At 31.5% G+C, this 21,619-nt stretch carries 17 protein-coding genes; 6 read left to right on the plus strand and 11 right to left on the minus strand.

Annotation, left to right across the window (positions count from 1 at the left end; all coding sequences use genetic code 11):
- Positions 1 to 18: 18 nt before the first annotated feature.
- Positions 19 to 450 carry a dUTP diphosphatase gene (gene dut, locus CFPG_RS01030; protein WP_012573208.1) on the minus strand — a complete coding sequence of 144 codons (432 nt, stop codon included), beginning with the start codon at positions 448 to 450 and terminating at the stop codon, positions 19 to 21.
- A 322-nt stretch (positions 451 to 772) separates the two neighbouring features.
- Between dut and rnpA the strand changes: the two genes are divergently transcribed.
- The 3 genes from rnpA to mgtE all read left to right on the plus strand — a co-directional run bounded on the left by rnpA (position 773) and on the right by mgtE (position 3,321).
- Entirely contained in the window at positions 773 to 1,168 is a 396-nt protein-coding gene (gene rnpA / locus CFPG_RS01035; protein WP_012573209.1) for a ribonuclease P protein component, read from the plus strand.
- Positions 1,165 to 1,398 (plus strand): membrane protein insertion efficiency factor YidD, encoded by a 234-nt coding sequence (gene yidD, locus CFPG_RS01040; protein WP_012573210.1) that lies wholly within the window; start codon positions 1,165 to 1,167, stop codon positions 1,396 to 1,398. The genes rnpA and yidD overlap by 4 nt, the downstream gene beginning before the upstream one ends.
- Before the next feature lie 540 nt (positions 1,399 to 1,938).
- Entirely contained in the window at positions 1,939 to 3,321 is a 1,383-nt protein-coding gene (gene mgtE, locus CFPG_RS01045; protein WP_012573211.1) for a magnesium transporter, read from the plus strand.
- Positions 3,322 to 3,383: 62 nt separating this feature from the next.
- Here the strand turns inward: mgtE and CFPG_RS01050 are convergent, their stop codons facing one another.
- The 3 genes from CFPG_RS01050 to CFPG_RS01060 all read right to left on the minus strand — a co-directional run bounded on the left by CFPG_RS01050 (position 3,384) and on the right by CFPG_RS01060 (position 8,600).
- Complete coding sequence (locus CFPG_RS01050) at positions 3,384 to 4,142, minus strand: uroporphyrinogen-III synthase (protein WP_012573212.1); 759 nt, start codon at positions 4,140 to 4,142, stop codon at positions 3,384 to 3,386.
- Positions 4,143 to 4,154: 12 nt separating this feature from the next.
- On the minus strand, positions 4,155 to 4,835 hold the full coding sequence (locus tag CFPG_RS05775) for a DUF4271 domain-containing protein (protein ID WP_012573213.1): 681 nt from the start codon (positions 4,833 to 4,835) through the stop codon (positions 4,155 to 4,157).
- A gap of 570 nt (positions 4,836 to 5,405) precedes the next feature.
- On the minus strand, positions 5,406 to 8,600 hold the full coding sequence (locus CFPG_RS01060) for a translocation/assembly module TamB domain-containing protein (protein WP_265348023.1): 3,195 nt from the start codon (positions 8,598 to 8,600) through the stop codon (positions 5,406 to 5,408).
- 218 nt (positions 8,601 to 8,818) lie between these two features.
- On the opposite strand from CFPG_RS01060, the gene CFPG_RS01065 reads away from it, so the two are divergent.
- From CFPG_RS01065 to CFPG_RS05780, 3 genes are all read left to right on the plus strand, one after another.
- The gene (locus tag CFPG_RS01065; RefSeq protein ID WP_012573215.1) at positions 8,819 to 9,892 is read left to right on the plus strand and encodes an aldose epimerase family protein; all 1,074 of its coding nucleotides are present in this window, start codon (positions 8,819 to 8,821) and stop codon (positions 9,890 to 9,892) included.
- A 68-nt stretch (positions 9,893 to 9,960) separates the two neighbouring features.
- Positions 9,961 to 10,083 (plus strand): adenosylhomocysteinase, encoded by a 123-nt coding sequence (locus CFPG_RS05450; protein ID WP_265348024.1) that lies wholly within the window; start codon positions 9,961 to 9,963, stop codon positions 10,081 to 10,083.
- A 924-nt stretch (positions 10,084 to 11,007) separates the two neighbouring features.
- Positions 11,008 to 11,115, plus strand: coding sequence for an adenosylhomocysteinase (locus CFPG_RS05780; RefSeq protein WP_407637775.1), 108 nt, complete (start codon positions 11,008 to 11,010; stop codon positions 11,113 to 11,115).
- A gap of 1,664 nt (positions 11,116 to 12,779) precedes the next feature.
- Here the strand turns inward: CFPG_RS05780 and glmM are convergent.
- From glmM to CFPG_RS01100, 7 genes are all read right to left on the minus strand, one after another.
- Positions 12,780 to 14,168 (minus strand): phosphoglucosamine mutase, encoded by a 1,389-nt coding sequence (gene glmM / locus CFPG_RS01075; RefSeq protein WP_012573216.1) that lies wholly within the window; start codon positions 14,166 to 14,168, stop codon positions 12,780 to 12,782.
- Positions 14,169 to 14,325: 157 nt separating this feature from the next.
- On the minus strand, positions 14,326 to 15,357 hold the full coding sequence (locus CFPG_RS01080) for a DHH family phosphoesterase (RefSeq protein WP_265348053.1): 1,032 nt from the start codon (positions 15,355 to 15,357) through the stop codon (positions 14,326 to 14,328).
- A gap of 571 nt (positions 15,358 to 15,928) precedes the next feature.
- The gene (locus CFPG_RS05785) at positions 15,929 to 16,090 is read right to left on the minus strand and encodes a ComEC/Rec2 family competence protein (RefSeq protein ID WP_407637776.1); all 162 of its coding nucleotides are present in this window, start codon (positions 16,088 to 16,090) and stop codon (positions 15,929 to 15,931) included.
- A gap of 449 nt (positions 16,091 to 16,539) precedes the next feature.
- Entirely contained in the window at positions 16,540 to 17,190 is a 651-nt protein-coding gene (gene rpe / locus CFPG_RS01085) for a ribulose-phosphate 3-epimerase (RefSeq protein WP_012573218.1), read from the minus strand.
- Between the two features lie 152 nt (positions 17,191 to 17,342).
- A complete protein-coding gene (rnc, locus tag CFPG_RS01090) occupies positions 17,343 to 18,053 on the minus strand; it encodes a ribonuclease III (RefSeq protein WP_265348025.1) in 711 nt (236 codons plus the stop codon).
- A gap of 67 nt (positions 18,054 to 18,120) precedes the next feature.
- Positions 18,121 to 19,392, minus strand: a complete 1,272-nt coding sequence (gene fabF / locus CFPG_RS01095) for a beta-ketoacyl-ACP synthase II (protein ID WP_012573220.1) — start codon at positions 19,390 to 19,392, stop codon at positions 18,121 to 18,123.
- A gap of 1,168 nt (positions 19,393 to 20,560) precedes the next feature.
- Positions 20,561 to 21,559 carry a 2-oxoacid:ferredoxin oxidoreductase subunit beta gene (locus CFPG_RS01100; protein WP_012573221.1) on the minus strand — a complete coding sequence of 333 codons (999 nt, stop codon included), beginning with the start codon at positions 21,557 to 21,559 and terminating at the stop codon, positions 20,561 to 20,563.
- Positions 21,560 to 21,619: the final 60 nt, after the last annotated feature.

Below are 21,619 nucleotides of genomic sequence, written 5' to 3' on the forward strand. Positions count from 1 at the left end.
TTCTTTTTGCAAAAAAAACTATACCCCTGTATGTCCAAATCCACCATTCCCACGAATTGTTTGATCCAATTTTTTCACTTCATCCCACTCTACTTGCTCGTATTTAGATACTATCATTTGACAAATACGTTCTCCATCTATTATTTTGAAAGACTTTTTAGAGTGATTAATAACTATTATCCTTATTTCCCCCCGATAATCAGAATCGATCGTCCCTGGCGAATTAACTAAAGAGATGCCATATTTAATGGCAAGACCACTTCTTGGACGAATTTGGGCTTCATAACCTACAGGCAATTCAATAAATAACCCTGTAGGTACTAATGTCCTTTCTCCTCTTTCTAATATAATTGGCTCGTCAATATTGGCCCTTATGTCCAATCCTGCTGAATGTGGAGTCTCATATTCGGGGAGAGGATATTTTGATTTATTGACAATTTTTATTTTCATTTTTTATAATTTTTTCACCACAAAATTAAAAAATTAGTAACACAATTACTCCCCTCAATATAGATTACAACTTTTTCTTTTGTATTTTTATTTGGGTTATTTTACTGCTTTTTATAAGCATACAATGTATTTAATCTCCCTCACTATAGGGTATCATAGAACGATAATATACGGACACTATAATCTTCCAATACTAAAATACAATCCAAACTATATACATTATTAGAAATAATAAAAACGATCGACAAAAATAATTAGTTATAGAACATTAATCTGTATTACAATACATTCCTTATAGGATTAGGAATAATAGGAATAAAATATGTATTCATCAAACTTTAAACGAACTTTTGTTAAAACTGAAAGACTTTCTCTACAAAAAGAAGTAAACTATCTGTTTGAACAAGGCCTATCTTTTAACATTTATCCTTTGCGTATTGTCTATTTAGAAAAGCAGACAAAGGGGAAAATTCCTGTATCCATCTTGATTAGTGTCTCGAAAAAACGTTTAAGACATTCCTTTAAACGAAACCGCATAAAAAGGTTAATACGTGAATCTTATAGATTAACCAAAAATAGACTTTGGGAATACCTTTTTATAAAAAATAAAGGGTTATCACTTGCTTTTATTTATACAGGGGATGAATTGCATAGCTATGCTCAAATAAAAACAGTAATGGATAAGATTTTGGATACTTTAATAGAAAAAATGCTATGAAAAAAACACTAAAAGGAATAAGTGTTTTCACAACACTTTTACTCATTCAATTTTATCGTTTGTGTATTTCTCCCCTGTTGCTTTCTTCTTGCAGATATATTCCCACTTGTTCCGAATATGCTACGATCGCTATGAAAAAATATGGAATTCTCAAAGGAGGTTGGCTAACATTAAAAAGAATTTGTCGCTGTCACCCTTGGGGAAAACATGGACATGACCCTGTTCAATGATCAAATATATAGAGTAAATCTCAGACGTTCAGTTATAGCCCTCTACAAATCAAAATAACAATCACTAATATTCATGAAATCAATAATAATCAAATAATACAACCGTTCTCTATACTTAAAAACTTTTCACTATTAAAGATTATTGCTATATAAATATAAAATTGTACCTTGTGCGGAGTTTGTTGTTGTGTTAACAACACATTCAAATTTTGATTAGATCAAAAAAATGGTCTTCAGAATAACGAAAAATCAATTTTAATGTGCGGGGTATTTTTCTGTAATTTCATCTCCCGTCTATATCATAGCCGTTTTACGAAAAATGGCAGTGAGGAGAGATCCATAGATAGAAAAAAAATTAAGTCCTCAGAAAGAAAATTTAGAAACACCTAAACTGAGAGGGATCCAACCGTAATTAATTTTTACTTTAAAAATTGGGCTATTTATGGACGACGTGCCGGGTTATATAAAACAAGTATATTAATTGCTCCGTAAGGATTTGTATCTCCTTACAGAGCTTGAATTTGCAAGGAGAGATTTTACATGGAAGAGTTTAAATTACATTTTCTTGAGTTAATCAAACTCAAGGATTGGAAGACCTTAAAACAAGAACTTAATAAGTTTGAACCACTTCAAATAGCTGAGATAATAGAAAACTTGGAGAAAAATGATGGAATAGTTCTTTTCCGTCTTCTACCAAGAGAATTAGCTAAAGAAGCTTTTCAGCATCTTTCTCACGAAGAGCAAGAAGACATTATCGAAGGTCTTATTGCGAATACCGATCAAATTACTAATTTGCTCAATGACCTTGATCCAGATGATCGCACGGCATTTTTTGAAGAATTACCTGGCGAAATAAGTTGGAGATTGGTTCAAATGTTATCATTGAAAGAATGTGCTATTACAACTCGCCTTTTGGGTTATCCTGAGGAAAGTATTGGAAGATTGATGACTCCCGAATATGTAGCTATTAAGCCTCACTATACTGTTCAACAAGCTTTAGATCATATTCGTCGTTTTGGTAAAGATTCTGAAACACTCAACGTTATTTACATTATTGACGACCATCGCCGTCTCATAGATGACATACGAATAAAAGAACTAATATTAGCACAACCTACTGAGACGGTAGAAAACCTGACTGATAACCGTTTCATTGCTTTAAATGCTTATGATGACCAGGAAGTGGCTATTCAAATATTTCAAGATTACGACCGTGTAGCTTTACCAGTGACAGATACCAATGGCACATTGCTCGGAATCGTTACGATAGACGATGTCATGGATGTTGCTGAAAAAGAAAATACAGAGGATTTTCAAAAATTTGGAGGGACACAGGAACTTGATTTGTCTTATACCAAAACTTCTCTTTTCGAATTAGTCAAAAAACGTGCAAGATGGCTCGTCTTCCTTTTTTTTAGCGAAATGTTAACAACAAGTGCTATGAGTTATTTCAATGTAGAAATATCAAAAGCTGTCGTATTAGCACTATTTGTACCTTTAATTATTTCAAGCGGAGGGAATTCAGGTTCACAAGCTGCCAGTCTTATTATACGATCGTTAGCTCTAGAAGAGTTAGGCTTGAAAAATTGGTGGTATGTAATGAAAAAGGAAATATTATCTGGATTACTTTTGGGTTCTTTATTAGGACTAATTGGCTTTTCTCGCGTATTTCTTTGGCAAGAAATAGGCATTTACAATTATGGAAAATATTGGGTTTGGATAGGATTATCTGTTGCGATATCATTAATTTTTGTTGTCTTATGGGGGACGTTGTCCGGTTCCATGATTCCATTTATATTAAAACGTTGCGGCTTCGATCCTGCTACAGCTAGTGCCCCTTTCGTAGCAACATTAGTGGATGTAACTGGCTTAATTATTTACTTTTCAGTAGCTGTGATATTGCTGACAGGCAAACTTCTTTAAGAGTTCCAAAAAACTTTTTACCAGGTTAATTTCGTTCTAAAACAAACAAAGCAAGTAATCTTTCATAAAATTTTACGTAATTTCTTGATGTAATTTTCTAAAGCAGTGACCATTGAAGGAGCCTCTGGAGTAGGTGCTTCTATAGCTAAACGCAAACCCGCTTGCTCAACCGCTTGAGCAGTTGCCGATCCAAAAGCTCCTATGGCAACATCATTTCGCTTAAAGTCAGGAAAATTTTTTAGCAGTGAATTAATTCCTGCAGGAGCAAAGAACAATAATAAATCATAATCAAATTTTTCATCTTGGTTGAAATCATTACTTACTGTTCGATACATAACTGCTGTGCTACATTTAATATTTTTTTTATTTAACAGGCTTGACAATCCATTCCCGTGTACATTCGATACAGGAATTAAAAAATTTTCTTTATCATATTTGCAAATCGCAATTATCAAATCTTCTAATGTAGCCAATTCTGAAAAAAATATTTTTCGTTTACGATATACAATGTATTTTTGCAAATAAACCGCTATAGTTTCACTCAAACAGAAATATTTTAATGATTCTGGTATTTGAAATCGTAGTTCCCTACATAAGCGAAAGTAATGATCTATAGCTATTTTAGCTGTAAAAACAATAGCCGTATAATCCTGAATATTTATTTTTTGTCTTCTAAATTCTCTCAAAGATATAGGTTCTATTTTAATAAAAGGTTTGAAATCAATTTGTAAATCATACTTTTTTGCTATTTCATAATAAGGAGATTTCCCTGTCGCAGGCTTAGGCTGAGAAACTAAAACCTTCTTTATCTTTAAAGACATAACAATACCTTTCTATACACTCGTAAAGTGTATTACTATTTTATAAAAAAAACATAAAGGAGTCACCACCTGGACGTAAAGGTACAAAATAAAGTAATGTAAAACACTTTTTTTATGAAAAAATACTACATAAGACTTATTTAGTATTAATATTTCTGTGACAAACAAACACCATAGAGTAAAATAAAAACAAAAATAATAAACACTTTCTAAAAAAAACATCAATAAAACAGGAACAAATAAACATAATCCACATAATGAAAAGGCAGAAAAAAAATAATTACTCCATAGGAGTACATCTTTTTTTTGAAAAAAGATATGACCCATCAAAATATTGAGTAGGAACTTATATAGAATGTAAGTAGTAGTACATAAAGAAATAACTCCTAAATCTATAAATAATTGAATATTGGTTTCGAATTTTAAACTAGAAAAGTGAAGGAGTGTACAATAAATAGCAATTGAAAAAAGAATAATTGTTGGTATGAACCAAAATATTTTACGGACTATTTCATCACCAATTCCTTCATAAAATATATTTTGCTTACCCTTTGCGAGGGAAAAATCATTCAACATCGCAAAAAATAGCCTACTCCTTGTTAATAATTTCACATAAACAAAAAAGCAGGATAAGAAAAGTATAAATATCCAATTTTGGGCTTTAGGAAGCTCAGAGATTAATTCTTCCTTCATTAATTCTTCCTTTTCATTGTAACATCTTTTTGACTGTTAGAAACAACCATTCTGCAAAAAAAATCAAGACTTTGTATGCTTCTAGGTAAAGCACGATCATAACAATAATAGATAAACCCTTAGCCGAACATTTCCACTTTTCACAAGTTTATACTCAATATCACAATCTTTTTCTAACATACTTTAATTTCTCCTTTACCTATACACAATAGATACCAAAAGAGTATTCCTATACCACTGTACATATACATAGGAGAACAATAAATAGAATATGACGCCCCACCTCAGCCATTTTTAATGCGCAATACTTCTAAAAAACTGTCTTTCACTTTTGCATAGTAAGACCTCTAATTTGTTCTTTTTCTTTTTCACTTTTATAGGTTCGCAATTAGAAAAACATATGTAGAGTACAAATGACTATATATGTCTATATAGCTTGTAGAATAAACTTTTGTCACAATATTGTAATCTTCTCTTACACATGCCTGTCTTATACAACAAGGTTAAGGTCCACCGGGTCTCTACCGTTACTAAGAGATAAAATAGCAAAACTGTTAATAAGTATCTTCATTATTCGAGATTATGATCTCTCTTACTCTTTCCGAATTCAGATTTCACTGCTTTCTCTTCCTCAAAAAACCATTTTATATTTGGCGATTTCAATTGACCGGAAAGTAGAATGATAAAATTGATAGGAACATTATTATGCATAAAATCCGAAATAGAATAGGATGCTTTAACATCTAAGTCTGCTGTTAGAGGATTGCCAAAAAAGGACACAGAACTACCCTTTACAATTTCGAAATTTCTGCTAATTATTGGGTAAAAATCGAGATTAAATTTACCTCTTTCGATTGTATACTTTCCAAATACCTCCAACAGTTTCTTTGTACTATATCGAATTTGCAAATTACCATTTCCAATTGAACTTATTTCGTTACTCAACAAAGGGTTAGTTATTATTTTCAAAACAGCATCACTGTCTATCTTAGCTATTAGATCAAGATAGATTCCAGTTTTTAAAAAATTAATTGTACCTTCTTTTAGATTGTTTTCAACTTTCTTCCCTTGCTTTTTTTTAGAATCACAATCAGCAATATCAGATGTTTTTGCAAGGTCAAATGCAAGAGTTGTATTTTTGTTGTTGCACAACAAAGCTTCTATAGATAGAAATTTCCCATTACTACTCAGTGTAGCCGTTCCAGTGACAAATGCTTTGCCATAAAATAAAGGATTAATATCAGAAGTAGCATCAAAAACCAATAGATTCTTACATGAGAAATCACTTGCAAATCGGAAATTGCTAAACGCGTTGTACTTAATAACAACATTAACAATCGCTTTATTCCCAAATTTATCATAAACCATTGCATTCCCAATAGATATTTCATTGGGAGTACATTTTATCCAATCACCAAAAGTATAATAAGTATTAAGACATTTAATTCCAAAAATTCCATTATCCACCAATACATCACCTTCAAGCTTCAGATTACTTAAATCACCAAACAAACGTAATTTCCCAGTTAATCGTCCAGAAAAATCAGATAATACATTACTTAAATACTTATACAGAAAAGCAATTTCTGTATTGTGGACATCAAAAAGAATGGAATTTTCTTTCTTCATCGGATGAATAAATCCATCTATATCAATAAAACTATTGTCTCCATTGACAATTTTTCCATTCAATTCTATACCTTGCTTATTTCTATCCCATTTCCCATGCAATGTCAAATCTCCCATGGGGACATTATTGAAAACAAATTGATGAACATCTATGTTAGTAAATAATTGCCAAGTATGGAAAACATCTTTTACTGTAATATATCCAGTAGCAATACCTCCAAAATCAATTGCTCTAATGAATAATGATTTGAAAGCATGACCTATATCTACTTTTGTAAAGGAGACATGTAATACATCGCCTTTATTTTTAGACATGCTTCCACCTATAGAATACATACCCTTTATTTCTCCATTGAGAATATTCGAATGTAGCAACAGTTGTTTCTTATTTTCTCCCAACGCTATGGCATCGACAGAAATATAATCTACAGAATAAACACATCTGTCAGTAGAAAATTTCAATCTGTGCAATGCTATATTTCCAGTAAAATTATCTATACAATTACCTATTAAATTAGCATCAAGTACAAATGAAAGTTTTGAATTTTTATAATTTGTATTTGAATACAAATTATAAAATGATATATTTGAAACACTCGTCGAAAAATTCAATTTAGAATTCTTCCCTTTCAATAAAAAAAAACCATTGGTAACGATTTGTCCACCATAGCTATCAGCTTTCAACGAACCCCTAAAACTATTAGAAGTAAAATTGCCTGATAAACAAACATTCTCCAAACAAAAGGATTTATAATTAAATTCTTTGATTGACGCTTCAATATTTCCTTTCCAATCTTTCCAATAATTATTGAAAGTACTATTTAAATTCATGGATAATCGAACTGAGCCAAAATTGTTGTTATTGATTAGCCTGCATATGTTAAGCCTAAAAGTAGAAACTTTACCAAATAAAAAACTAGTTGTCCCTTTTTTCCAAAATTGAATTCTGGCTTGTAAATTTCCCACTTCAGAATTAATATCAACATTTGTATTTAATCTGTTTATATTGCCTGATATCTTTCCATTGAAAGAAATCTTTCCCAATCTTTCCACTAATAGAGAGGAATTGGCTCTTTTGGAATTAAAGTAACTCGCTATTTTTTGAATTTTCAATGGAGTAATAAAGGAATTTTTAACATTAGCATATATGCTTGCCTGACAAGGATCATTCAAATGGAAGATTTCCATATCAGCATTGACGACCATGTTATCTTCTTTAACCGCTAACCCCGTTAGTTTAAAATTATTTAGATTGCCTACAAATTTACCCATTATTTCTAATTGACTTTGAAAATAAGAAGATACTGGAATAAAAGAACAAACATCTTTCAAATTAATTTGTGAAGGTTCTAATTGAAAATTGAAATGTGTTTTAGCTGTAAAAATTCTCGAATGCGAATGGTTATAATCAGTTATAATTTTTTTTAATACAAGATGAGATTCAGGGAGTCTTAAATCAAATTGATTAACCCGCATGTTATTACTATCTATTACCAGATCAAAACTCAGTCGTTTTACCCGAAATCCAGACTTCTCTGTAAAACTCAATCTCTCTATGTCTGCTTTCAATATCATATCATTAAATTCATATAATTGAATGGCTGCTACTATACCACTCAAATGTATATCATTCGAATTAAACTTGCCTGGAGTAGACTCTTTATCTTTCACTCTATAATAAAAATTTCCTCTTTTTAAAGAAAAATTTCGCATACTTAATTCAATTTTTCTCATTCTTTTCACAAAAGCATCGATGATATATTGAACATTTAAAGGTGAATCAACAGATTCTCTTGTTAAATTGAAAGTAAAAGCATCTATTTGAGTAGAATTGATACGAATCTGATGTTGAAAGAGAGAAAAAAAATCAAAACCTGAGACTATTTTTTTAGCAGAAAAAAAAATATTACCAGATTCATCTTCCAAATACACATCTTTTAAAATTAATTTATCAAAAAACTGGAATTCAACTTTGTCAATATTGACCTTTGTCCCTATTTGTTCTTCCAAATATTTGGATAATACGTTGGATGTTGTTTTTTGAAAACAAGGAATTTGAAACAAAACAACGGGCAAGATATAAAATATTCCTACTGGGAGTAAAACAAACCAAATAGCATACTTAATTGCTTTCATAATAAAGGCTACCATAAAGATAGGAGAAATTCATTTTGACAAATCAGAATATCTGATTCACTTGTGCTTTTTTATATAAAAGCATTACTTTTACCACTTGTAAGGCACTTGGTAGTTTAAGTGTTACTAACAACATATCACTATATAACTCAAAATAATTTTTGAACTCTATAAAGGTAAATATTTTCATTAATCATTAATCCTAGTATTTTGGATCCATGAAAACAAAAAAATTGGACGGTTTGAAGAAAGAAGATTTTGAAAAAATAGTAGATGATAAATCTGTGCAATTATTCATTTTGACAAGTAGAAATGGCATTGAGATGTCCGTAACTAATTACGGTGCAAGAATTGTATCTCTCAATGTACCTGACAAAAAAAGTAAATGGATAGATATAGTATTAGGGAAAAAAAACATAAATGATTATTTGAATGACCAAGAACCTTATTTTGGGGCAACTTGTGGAAGAACAGCTAATCGTATAGCCAATGGGAATTTTATTCTAAATGATAAAAAATATAATTTAGCAGTAAATAACGGGATCAACAACTTACATGGTGGAATAAAAGGATTTCACGCTGTAGTGTGGGATGCTTATCAACAAGATGCACAAACACTTGAATTAACATACCTTTCCAAAGACGGAGAAGAAGGTTTTCCCGGGAACTTAAAGGTAAAAGTTATCTATAAGTTAATAAACACAAATACGGTTGAAATAACTTATGAAGCCATAACAGACAAAACAACAATTCTTAATCTAACTAATCATTCGTATTTCAACCTCTCTGGAGAAGGGAATCCATCAATTGATAACCATAAGCTACATATTAATGCAGATACTTTTCTGCCAATAAATGATGTTTCTATTCCACTAGGGAAACCAGAAAAAGTCAGTGATACACCCTTTGATTTTCGTCTCATGAATACAATAGGGAAACATATAGAAGAGAACCACATCCAGTTGATTTATGGCAATGGATATGATCATAATTTTATTATTAACAGAGTAGATAATGATAACAATCTAGTCTATGCAGCAAAAGTTTTATCTCCCGATACTGGAATTACAATGGAAGTTTATACTACAGAGCCTGGTATTCAATTCTATACAGGAAATTATCTAGATGGCAGTTTTATTGGGAAAAATGGTCATATCTATCCCAAACGTTCTGCATTTTGTTTGGAAACACAGCATTATCCCGATAGCATTCATTTCCCAGAATATCCACCTGTGATATTGCTTCCTAATGAAGTATTCCTATCTAAAACTGAATATCGGTTTACTATATAAAAGAAGACTTAAGTATATAATTATAGAATATGCTTGATTGCAAAATAATTGACAAAATCTTTGCATTTTTGGAAAAAATTAATACCGCTGAATGTGAAATGCTAGAATTAATAGATCCTCGTACTAAATATAGAAAGGAAAAATTGCTGAAAGGAGTTCGTACTACGGGTTCATTGTATCTGACTGTTTAAACGGCAGTTTTGATAGTTCGATAAAAGGTCCTGACTAAATTAGGAACTAATATTCATTGGATGGGCTGTAATATTTTTCAACACGAAACCGTGTTGTTGAGATAATTACTAACAAAAGAATTCCAGTTTTTGAATGGAAAGGAGAAACAGTGGGTGAATGTAGTGTTGGTGTGTGTGTTGATCAGTCTTTGCGTCTTTCAAAAAAAAGGTCCCCAATCTAATTGGGGATGATGATAGAAATGCATATTGTTTGTCCATTGGAGATAATTAGAAGGAATATGATTTATCTTTCCCTAAAACAAAAAAAACAATCACGAAAAACAGATTATATTGAATACACCTCATACATTGAAAGAAAATAGTAGCATTGGAATCGTACAATTGCTTCCCTAAAAAGCGTTTCTTCAGAAGCACCAACTGACACAATTATCAATTGTATCAAAAAATACAAAGGAAAATTACTCGTTCCAACCGTCAATGATTCAATAACAAAATTTAAATTTGACAATGTGTATGATTCCCATGAGGCATTAGTCACTAGTTATAGTTAATAGTCCTAAATATCCTAAATGTCCTACAGATATATAATGATTGCAAGAAAAATTACAACTATTTTGTATTACAGAACTTTGGGAAAGTTATGCCTCTCTATGTATGCCTATACGTATAAGTAACAATGATAGGAAAAGCTGTAAAAAAAGACAATATTTTATCACAGATGCAGATAATTAGACTGGATGGTCAATACACAGCATTTAGAAATGATGAAAGATCGAATCTATTATTTGTAATAAATAACATTCTGTCTGATAACGAAATACAAACAAAATGGTGGACTTCCCTGGGTCAAACATATCAATATTAGACCACAAATAGGTAAATATACTTTTCCAGACGGAATTCAATCTTCCTTTTGACAAAAGGATGTTGGACCAGTTTTGGTGCACTACATGGCATTATTCTCTTGTAATGAGTAATTCGTTTACCAATCAAGTATCCGCACAAATAGACCTTTGGAAAAACAATCACTAACGAATTATTCATCGTTTCCCTAATCATTTGAATGGAGGAAAGTAGCCCCGCGTTTATTTTTGACCAATGTTGGTTGTAGAATTAACCAAATTTAACCCCAAAATAAGCACCTTATATAGGGGGTGGATTTCTCGATGACCCGTACATAAATCTGAATATTACAGGTATTAAAATAATTAATAAAAAAAATGCAAAAATCTACATCGTGGTAGTCCATATGATATTAGTAGATTGGCTTTAATGAAAAAAGAAAAAAGTTATACTAACCTAGTCATTTGAACAAGTAGACGAATATTAAATCTAATCACAATCAAAAAAACTGTTTTTGACTTTTTTGAATAAATGAAGTTCCTGAACAATGTCTCTTTATCTGCAGTAAAGGTAGGTAGAACCGCTGCTAATGATATTTATAGAGGACAGTTCATATGCAAAAAAACAGCAAATACGAAATAATGTAATTTATGCATCTCTTACACAAAAAATACTGTAAAAAATTGTTGTTTGTAGGATCTATTTGTATTTATCCGAAAGGAGCTAGTCCCTCCCCCTATTTCTGAAAATTGTCCACTAATTTATTTCTCTGTTAGAATTTTGAAGATAAATACTATGTTTAGTAAAACACATGCAAATTTTTTAATTCTAATGGTCAATTATGAGTATTATCCAAAGCATTAAGTTTAAAAAAAATGAAGATTTTCTAGATGAGATCCACTTAAAAAACTAACTACAAGTTTTAATCAATGAAAAACTTTTTTGAAAAATGCTCTATTTGAACTTGAAATATACAAAATACATATAGAAAACAAAACTAGAAGTTATCTACCTACTTTAAAAACCTTTATTCAAAAGCAAAATCTATTCCTTCGGATACAAAAAATAATCTAGAGTTATAATAAGTATACTCCATTTGCGGTACAGAAAATTTTGCTCATCAAGAGCAGCAATTGGACAGAGTTAGTTGCAATGGACAGACGAAAAAATAGAAATAAAAAGAGAAAGAATTTTGGACTCCCCAATAGCAGTCTTATTAAATTACGAAAATCAAGAGTTGGCAAAACTCACAAGTTCAAATTACAAAAAATTGAGATAGAGAGAATTCAAAAAACAATTTAGTCAGCAAACGATATACAAATATTTTATCTTTGATAATCAAGAAATTATAAAAAGAAGATTGACTTATTTTATCTATCAATTATAGCCATATGGAATAATAAATAAAAAGAAATAATCCTCTCCTATTTCCTTAAAAATGAATCTAAATTCACTTGTCAATAAATATGACAAAGAAATTTTTAAGAAAGGAGATTCTGTTGTTTTTAGACAGTATTCGAAAACAATAAAAAAATAAAAAAGGTCTTTCCCATACAAGTAGAAAAATGAGAAAAGTAAAACTCATTATTGGAAATTTCAAAAAGAAAACGAGAACTGGAAAATACGTCACAGTAATATATTTTTTTACAGAATATTAATGATGTGTCAACATAAGCTATTTACACCTGAGAAAGTGATAAATGACAAATATGTAATATGGGAATTGTTGATATGATTAAAAATCATTAATACTATTAAAAGATAAAAAGCAAAAAATCAGAATAGAATCTCTAATCTATTCTTTTTCTGAAAGTGAGAAAAAGAAAAACATTAATACCCATTCCAAAGAGCATTCAAGTATATAAATGAACTTCTGTACAAAGATTTACTGCCGATTGTACTAAAAGATCAGCTTCTATTTGACTTGACGCTTCCGCATAAATACGTAATATTGGCTCCGTATTTGATTTTCTAAAATGTATCCAACAATTGTTTGGGAAGTCAATTTTTATTCCATCTATTTCGTTCAGCGGATAAATTTCGTATTTTTTTTTAATGAAATTTAACAACATATCACTATCAGGGGTTAAATCTATATGTCGTTTTACCATATAGTAATCAGGATAACTTGCACGAAGCTCGCTTACTTTTTTACTAGATTTGGCTAAATAAGTTAGAAATAAGGCAATTCCCACCAAAGCGTCCCGTCCATAATGTGATGTGGGATAAATTATTCCTCCATTACCTTCACCACCAATGACCGCATTGGTTTCTTTCATTTTTTTTACTACATTTACCTCGCCCACGGAAGATGCCGTGTAAATACAACCATGTTGTTCTGTAACATCACGTAAAGCACGGGTAGAGCTTATATTGGAAACCGTATTCCCCGGTGTTTGAGATAAAACATAGCTTGCTATCGAGACTAACGTATATTCTTCTCCAAACATATCGCCCGTTTCTGTAACAATCGCAAGACGATCTACATCCGGATCAACGGCAAATCCGATGGATGCTTTTTCCTGTTTCACTATTTCTGCAATTTCACCTAGGTTCTGAGGAAGAGGCTCAGGATTATGGGCAAAGAAACCTGTCGGATTAGCATTTATACAAATAATTTGATTAACCCCCAAAGCCCTTAACAATTGGGGGATAATAATTCCTCCCACTGAATTAACCGCATCAATTACCACCTTGAAATTGGCTCTTTGAATAGCATCTGTATCTACCAATTTCAAAGCTAAAATATGATCTATGTGTTTTTTTGCATATAAATTATCTGTTGTTGTTTTACCAAGTTTATCTATCGATACAAAAGAAAAAGATTTATTTTCTGCAATTTGTAAAAGCTCATCCCATTCGATAGTATTAAGCAATTCTCCTCTCTCGTTTAATAACTTTAAAGCATTCCACTGTTCAGAATTGTGAGAAGCTGTAAGAATGATTCCTCCAGATGCTTTCCCTAACACTACTGCTAATTCAGCAGTAGGAGTTGTAGCTAAACCAATATCTACTACATCTAATCCCATTCCCACCAATGTACTAATTACCAAATTACGCATCATAGTACCCGAAACACGAGCGTCACGTCCTAAAATAATCTTTTGAGAAAAAACACTTTTAGATCGAATCAAAGAGGCATAAGCTGCGGTAAATTTCACAACATCCAACGGGGAAAGACTGTCACCTGTTTTACCACCAATAGTACCCCGAATCCCCGATATAGATTTAATTAAAGGCATTATAAAATCCAACTAAATTTTTGCATACTAAAATCCATAAAATATATTGCTTTCCCATAGTAACAAAAACTATTATCCATATAGTTTTTGTTATACATTCTGATGACAACAACCGTACCAGTTTATATATTGGTTTGCAATACAAAGGTATTGTATTCTATTTTCTTACTAATAAGTACCTATACTTAGGCAATTTTTTTTCGAATAATACAATCGCATCTTCCAATTTACCGTTAAATTCTCCTCCTGAAGCATTTAAATGACCCCCTCCATTAAATACTTCAGCAGCAAATCGATTACTTGGAAATTTCCCCTTTGAACGGAAAGAAACTTTCACTTTGTTATCCTCCTCTCGAATAAATACCGAAAAAACAACTTCTTTTATACTTAGAGGAATATTAACAAATCCTTCTGTATCTCCTTTTTTCCATAAAAATTGATTTTGCTCTTCGCATGAAAGCGTAATCAAAGAAGTGTGATATTTTTCAAAAATTTTCATTTTTTGATATAAAATATAACCTTGTAAACGAATTCGACTTTCTGAATAATTATTATATACTTTATTATAAATAGCATCTTTGTCAATCCCTTTCCCTAATAATTCTTTTATAATACGGTAAATTTGCGGTCTATTAGAATTGTAAGTGAAAGCACCAGTATCAGTCATCATCCCTGTATAGATACATTCAGCAAAATTCTTATCCATATATTCAGACATATCCATTCGACAAATAAAACTAAAAATCAATTCACTAGTGGAAGAAAACTCATGATAAGAAATATTAAGATCACAAAAATCTCCTGGTAAGGGATGATGATCTATCAATATTTTTTTTGCAACAGATTTTTCTATCCACGGAGCTAATCGCTCTACCCTGCAAAGAACATTAAAGTCTAAGCAAAAAATCAAATCAGCTGTCCGAATAAATTGCTGTGCAATACGTTCTTCCAGTTCACTAATTACAATATTTTTTGCTCCACTCATCCATCTAAGAAAAGTAGGAAAATTATTAGGCACAATTATATTAACAGATTTCCCCAATTGAAGGAGGAAATGGCATAAGGCTAATGAAGAACCTATTGCATCTCCATCAGGAGAAATATGAGTAACAATAACAATCTTACATGACTGATCTATAATTTTTTTAGCCATTTGAATACTCCTCTCCGCAACGATTTTATCAAACACCATGTGTTAGTACAGTCCTAAACTTTCTCCAATCAAGGGAAGCTTATTTAACATTCTAGTTGTAAAAAAACTCAACATATTTGCTTAGAGCAAACATAAACAAAAGTACCTTAAAAAGGTAAAATGAAAACATAGAAAATGAAATAAGAAACAATACTTTAGTAAAAAAAGCTATCATGCACCAATTAAGAATAACTGAAAATTGATAAGAATAATAAATTGAAGAAGATAATACCCCAATTTAGGTAACAGTGGAAATACAAAACAAATCCCAGAAATATTTAATCAACGAATTTTCTGGTGTATACAACTCTACCAACCCAGATTAATCTATATAATAGATGCTACAGATACAAAACTTAATTGAAATCCTATATTCCATTAAATAACAGTAAGTTAAAAGTAAAATAAAAATACCATAAGATCACAGTATTTAAAATATGAAATAAATGATTTATAGCAGAAAGTATTCTCAATTTTCCAAATACACAATACCAGAGCACTTTCTAACTACAGAAAGCGAAAGAAAAGCCAGTTATAAAAACAAAACTTCAAGTCAAAGGAAATGTAATCACAATTGCTCAACAATTTTTCCCCTGAGAAAATTTCTAACAAACGGGAGTAGAAAATACATCATTCCAAACAAAATTGGAAAATAAATTCCACTTATAACAAGAATATGGGATACTCCAATATCAGTGAACGATTGAAAAAAGTCTTGGCTTAATCCCATCCTTGAATCAAAAACATTAAAACAGGTTACAATAGTGTATAATAAGGTGGAAAAAATCTAAAAAAAATGCCATTAGCAAAACCTTTTTACAAAAAGATTTACGTCTTCGGTTTTGTTATAGACTCATCTGTTGATTTCTTTTCTTAGAAATATTTTGTTAGTTCTATATGCTAATATAACTTCGCCAATGACAATCTGGTAGGAAAAATACCCAGTGTAAATACAAATATGAGAAATCCAATGCCGAACAAGAAATGATAAACATACTGATTACTTATTCTCAAAACATAAAATAAAAACTATAGAAACAATAAAAGGGAAAAATCAATAAAAAAATTTCAAATAGAATATCTATTTAAGATTTGAGCAACACTTTCTGAAAAAAATAAAAGAAAACAAAAAAAGGCACTTGATGAAAAAAGTTCACACACTAATTGACCATATTCAATTCACAAACCCTTCATTTGCTTTATCATTTCAATAGGATTTTTCGCTTCGAAAATAAAACTACCAACAACTAATATATTTGCTCCTGCTTCCAACATCATTTTCCCTGTCTTAATATCTATGCCGCCGTCTACTTCAATAGAAGTATTTAATTCTTTTTTATTAATTAAATTTTTTAAACGACTCACTTTACTATAAGAATTTGGAATAAATTTTTGCCCTCCAAAACCCGGATTAACCGATAAGATTAACACTCTATCCAATTCTTCTAAAACATCAGTTAACACCTCTATTGGAGTATGTGGATTGAGTGCCACTCCAACTTTCATCCCATTTTCCTTAATTTGCATAATTATCTTATGAAGATGAGTACAGGTTTCATAATGGATTGTTAATGTTTGTATTCCAAAATCACGAAATAGTCCAATAAATTTTTGTGGTTCAACAATCATCAAATGAGCATCCAAAGGTTTGAAAGATATCCTTGATAGGTGTTTAACTTGCTGAAGTCCAATAGAAATATTAGGCACAAAAACGCCATCCATTATATCCAAATGCAAACGATCAGCCATACTACCATTAAGTATTTCTATTTCTTCCTCCAAATGAAGAAAATTTGCTGATAATAAAGAGGGAGCAAGAATAAATGACACTCTATTTAGAATTTAAGACGGTATAAATAAAAACAATGACTACAAAAATTTATTTATAAAACAAAAATTTTAGGCTGTAGATTTTTTAAGAATTATATCCATTTCTCTGCAAAAAAGAGAAGCCTTTACATTTTCATTTTCTTTTAAAGAAATCATTTGTCTTCAGAGTTTGTTTTTTTCACTCCCGCAAATACTTCTCGTAAGAAAATTTTGTCTGTTCTGATTTTCCTCCAAGTCATTTGCGAAGCATGTTGCTGAGATTCTCGTTTAGAATAACCGATACCTATACCAGCAATGTGGTTATTAAGTAAAGCTTGAATTTGAAAAACTACATTCCGATTGTTATCAGTAAAATTTTCTAATGTCTGAAATTGTAGTAATATTTTATGCTTTTGACACCATTCAAAGAGCTTAGATTTAAAATTGACCTCTTCTCTTACTAATGTATCAATGTCTATATACGGATTGATAATTCGTTTTTCAACGAACTCTTTAGTTTTTAGATATCCTTTATCCAAATAAATAGCACCAATAAACGCTTCTAGAGTATTCCCCATTATATGCTTATGATTTTTAACCTTAGCAGAAATCATAATTAAATGATTTATACCCAACTGGTAAGCAATCTTATCCAAAGTATCCCTTTTCACAATTTTAGAACGAGTATTAGTAAGAAATCCTTCGTCATTTGTCGGAAATTTTTTGTAGAGAATAACAGCTATTATTGCATTGAAAATTGCATCGCCTAAAAATTCCAATCGCTCATTGTTTTGATAACAACCATTTTCATCTCTTTTAGAGGAGGATTTGTGCAACAAAGCCTTTTCATAAATAGAAAAATTTTTAGGAGGGAAACCGAGCATCCTATACAAGGCGAAGTAAGACTCTTTTTTTTTGCTAAAAAAGGCTCCTATCGTATTAAGAATATTTCTAAACACTTTTACCTAAAAAATTCTTAACAATAATACAAGCGTTATGTCCTCCAAAACCAAAAGTATTGGAAAGCGCTATTTTAACACTCCGCTTTTCTGCTTTATTAAAAGTAAAGTTTAGTTTATGATCAATTTCATTGTCGTCATCATCTGAATCATGATTAATTGTTGGAGGAACAATACCATTTTGAATAGCCAATATACACACCATCGCTTCAACAGCACCAGTAGCTCCTAACATGTGCCCCGTCATAGATTTAGTAGAACTAATGTTCAATCTGTAAGCTTCTTCTCCAAAGACTCTTTTAATTGCCTTTACTTCCGAAATATCACCTACCGGCGTAGAAGTTCCATGAACATTAATATAATCAATACTATTTGGAGTCAAATGAGCATCTGCCAAAGCATTCTGCATCACCAATTGAGCACCCAATCCATCTGGATGAGACGCCGTTAAGTGATAAGCATCCCCTGAAGCACCTCCACCTATAACTTCGGCATAAATTTTCGCTCCTCTGGCCAATGCATGTTCCATTTCTTCTAAAATAATACATGCCCCTCCTTCACCTATTACAAAACCATCACGACTAGCACTGAATGGTCTTGAGGCAGTTTTTGGAGATCCATTTCGTACAGACAAAGCATTCATGGCATTGAACCCACCTACTCCTGCAGGAGTAATAGAAGCTTCTGCTCCACCTGATATAATGACTTCAGCTTTACCCAATCGAATTGTATCAAAAGCAGTTATCAAACCGGTAGTAGATGTGGCACACGCTGAAACAGTACCGAAATTAGGTCCTCTAAATCCATAAATCATCGAAATATGACCCGATGCAATATCACTTATCATTTTTGGGATAAAGAACGGACTAATCCTTGGCCCTAGAGATTCATGTAGGTAATAATTTGCCACCTCTTGTTCAAATGTTGATATCCCTCCAATACCCGATGAAAATATAACTCCTACCCTATTACAATCAATTAATTCATTATCCAACAAAGAATCTGCGATAGCCTCTCTTGCAGCAATTACTGCAAATTGTGCATAACGATCCAGTTTTCTTTCTTCTTTGCGATTAAAGTATTTGCCAGGATTGAAATCTTTCACTTCACAAGCAAAACGAGTCTTGAATTTGGATGCATTAAACAAAGTAATATCTCCCGCTCCACTTATTCCATTGATAAGAGATTGCCATGTAGTTTGTACATCAAACCCCAACGGGGTTATAGCCCCTAAGCCTGTTACTACCACTCTTTTTAATTCCATGAATCACTTGAAATTAAATTGGATACTTTTTCTATATCCAAATTAAACTTTCGGCAAAGGAAAGAATTCTTTTTGAAAGAAAAAAATAATTAAAAATGTATTTGATTTTTTTATCGAGAAAAAACTTTTTTTAAGGTCCTTAAAATTTATAAAGTAAGTGAAATCGTTTTTTATAAAGATGATAGAACAAAAGAAAACACAAACAATAGAGATTTAACAAATCGGATTCATCGATCAATTTTAAAAATGGAATAACGATATCTCCGAGGGTAGGAAAGGTTAGTAAAAATGATAAAACTGATAAAGAAAGATGCCAGAACCCTATAGCAAAAAACAGTGATGATAAAAATAACGCTCGCATAATCTGAAGTATTGTATCCAATCACATATTACATTCGATTTTAAAAAATGTTAAAAATATTAATACCTCTGGGAATTTGCGAAAGCTACTTTCCTCTCCAATAGCATTACCACAAATAACTAAAGACAAATCTTAACACAGTGGAACAGAAGAAGCCAATACCTTCGCTTCTTGCTGGTTTTGTAATGCTAAAAACTATTCTTTCAATGAAGTCGATTTGAAAATTAATTAGGCAGGCAAGAGATAAAGTACCACAACAGTAAAATAAAGTATATCTGCAAATAGATTTTTGACATAAAAACCTGGCTCCTCCATACTGTTTATTTCTCTTCTGAATCTTCTTTTCGTGTGTTCTGGGAGATCAAAACACGCCATAGTGTCCTGGCAATTAAACCCACACCTCCTACAATTGAAATGGGATAACCCAACACTGTAAGACAGATCAGCTCTACCCCAAATTCAAACTTTTATAGAAAAAGTCCATTACAACCACAAAATACTGTAGCTATAATAGAAATTCACCTAAAATCTCATGATATTTTCAAAATAGTACGGAGTCTATACAAGAAAAATCTCAATTGAATTCAATACCAACATTGCTGATTCATTTCCTTCTCTACTATCAAAGAATAGTAAAGCAAAAAATAATGTCTTATCAAGATGAACTTGCCTTATTTATTCAGACAATTAATCAGCAATAAATTGAATTGCACTTACCAGTGCAAAACTTAGCAATCGAGCAATAACGATTCGCAACTGCATAGGCTTCAAAAAATTATTGAAGAAGTTCACAAATATAATAATTTGTTATTCCCATACATTTCCTGCCATTAAAAATTCTCTAAGAGTCTTCTCCTTTTTCATATCCTTTACTTCTTTAATCTGTTTTTCTATTTCATAGTCATAGACCAGTGCCTCTACATTACGAATAATACCCAGTGCGACAGGTAATTCGCTCCCGTCCATTAAAGCTAATTTCAGATGTAAACTTGGGTCAGAATTAGTTGCATCATGGATTAAAACATCATCCATGGAATAGTTGTTTTTACCAATAGTTACAGCTTTTAAGTCAAATCCCTCCCGAACAATTCCTTTATTATTGTTTTTCCCAAATATCATTTTTGCTCCATGACGGAGAAAAATAGTTTTGTCAGAAAAATTCTCTCGGCTAACTATACTCTCATTAATACCGTTATTAAAAATCACACAGTTGAGAATAAATTCGACAACGGTTGTTCCTTTATGCTGAGCAGCAGCAATTAAAATCTCTGGTGCGTTCTTTATATCGGAATCGATAGTACGGGCAAAAAAACACCCACGTGCACCTATTGCTAATTCAGCTGGACGAAAAGGATCTTCTACTGTTCCGTAGGGAGAAGATTTGGAGACGAAACCACGATCAGAAGTAGGCGAATATTGTCCTTTAGTCAATCCATAAATTTTATTATTCATCAATAAAATATTAATATCCACGTTACGGCGAATAGTATGAATAAAATGATTCCCTCCAATTGCTAAACAATCACCGTCTCCAGTTGCCAACCAAACTGATAAACTGGGATTAGCCACTTTTACACCTGTAGCAACAGCAGCACCACGCCCGTGAATAGTATGAAATCCATAAGTATTCATATAATAAGGCAGACGAGATGAACAACCAATTCCAGAAATAACAACTGTACTATGAGGAGCAATATTCAATTTTGCCATTGCTTTGTGAAGACTACTTAGTACACCATAATCACCACATCCAGGACACCAACGCACCTGTTGAGAATTTTTGAAATCTGTAGCTTCGTATGTCATGATAAGTTATATTTAATTTTTACATTATAAAGAAACAATTCGAAACCAAAAAACTTTATG

It is taken from the genome of Candidatus Azobacteroides pseudotrichonymphae genomovar. CFP2, from assembly GCF_000010645.1.
Classification (GTDB): domain Bacteria; phylum Bacteroidota; class Bacteroidia; order Bacteroidales; family Azobacteroidaceae; genus Azobacteroides; species Azobacteroides pseudotrichonymphae.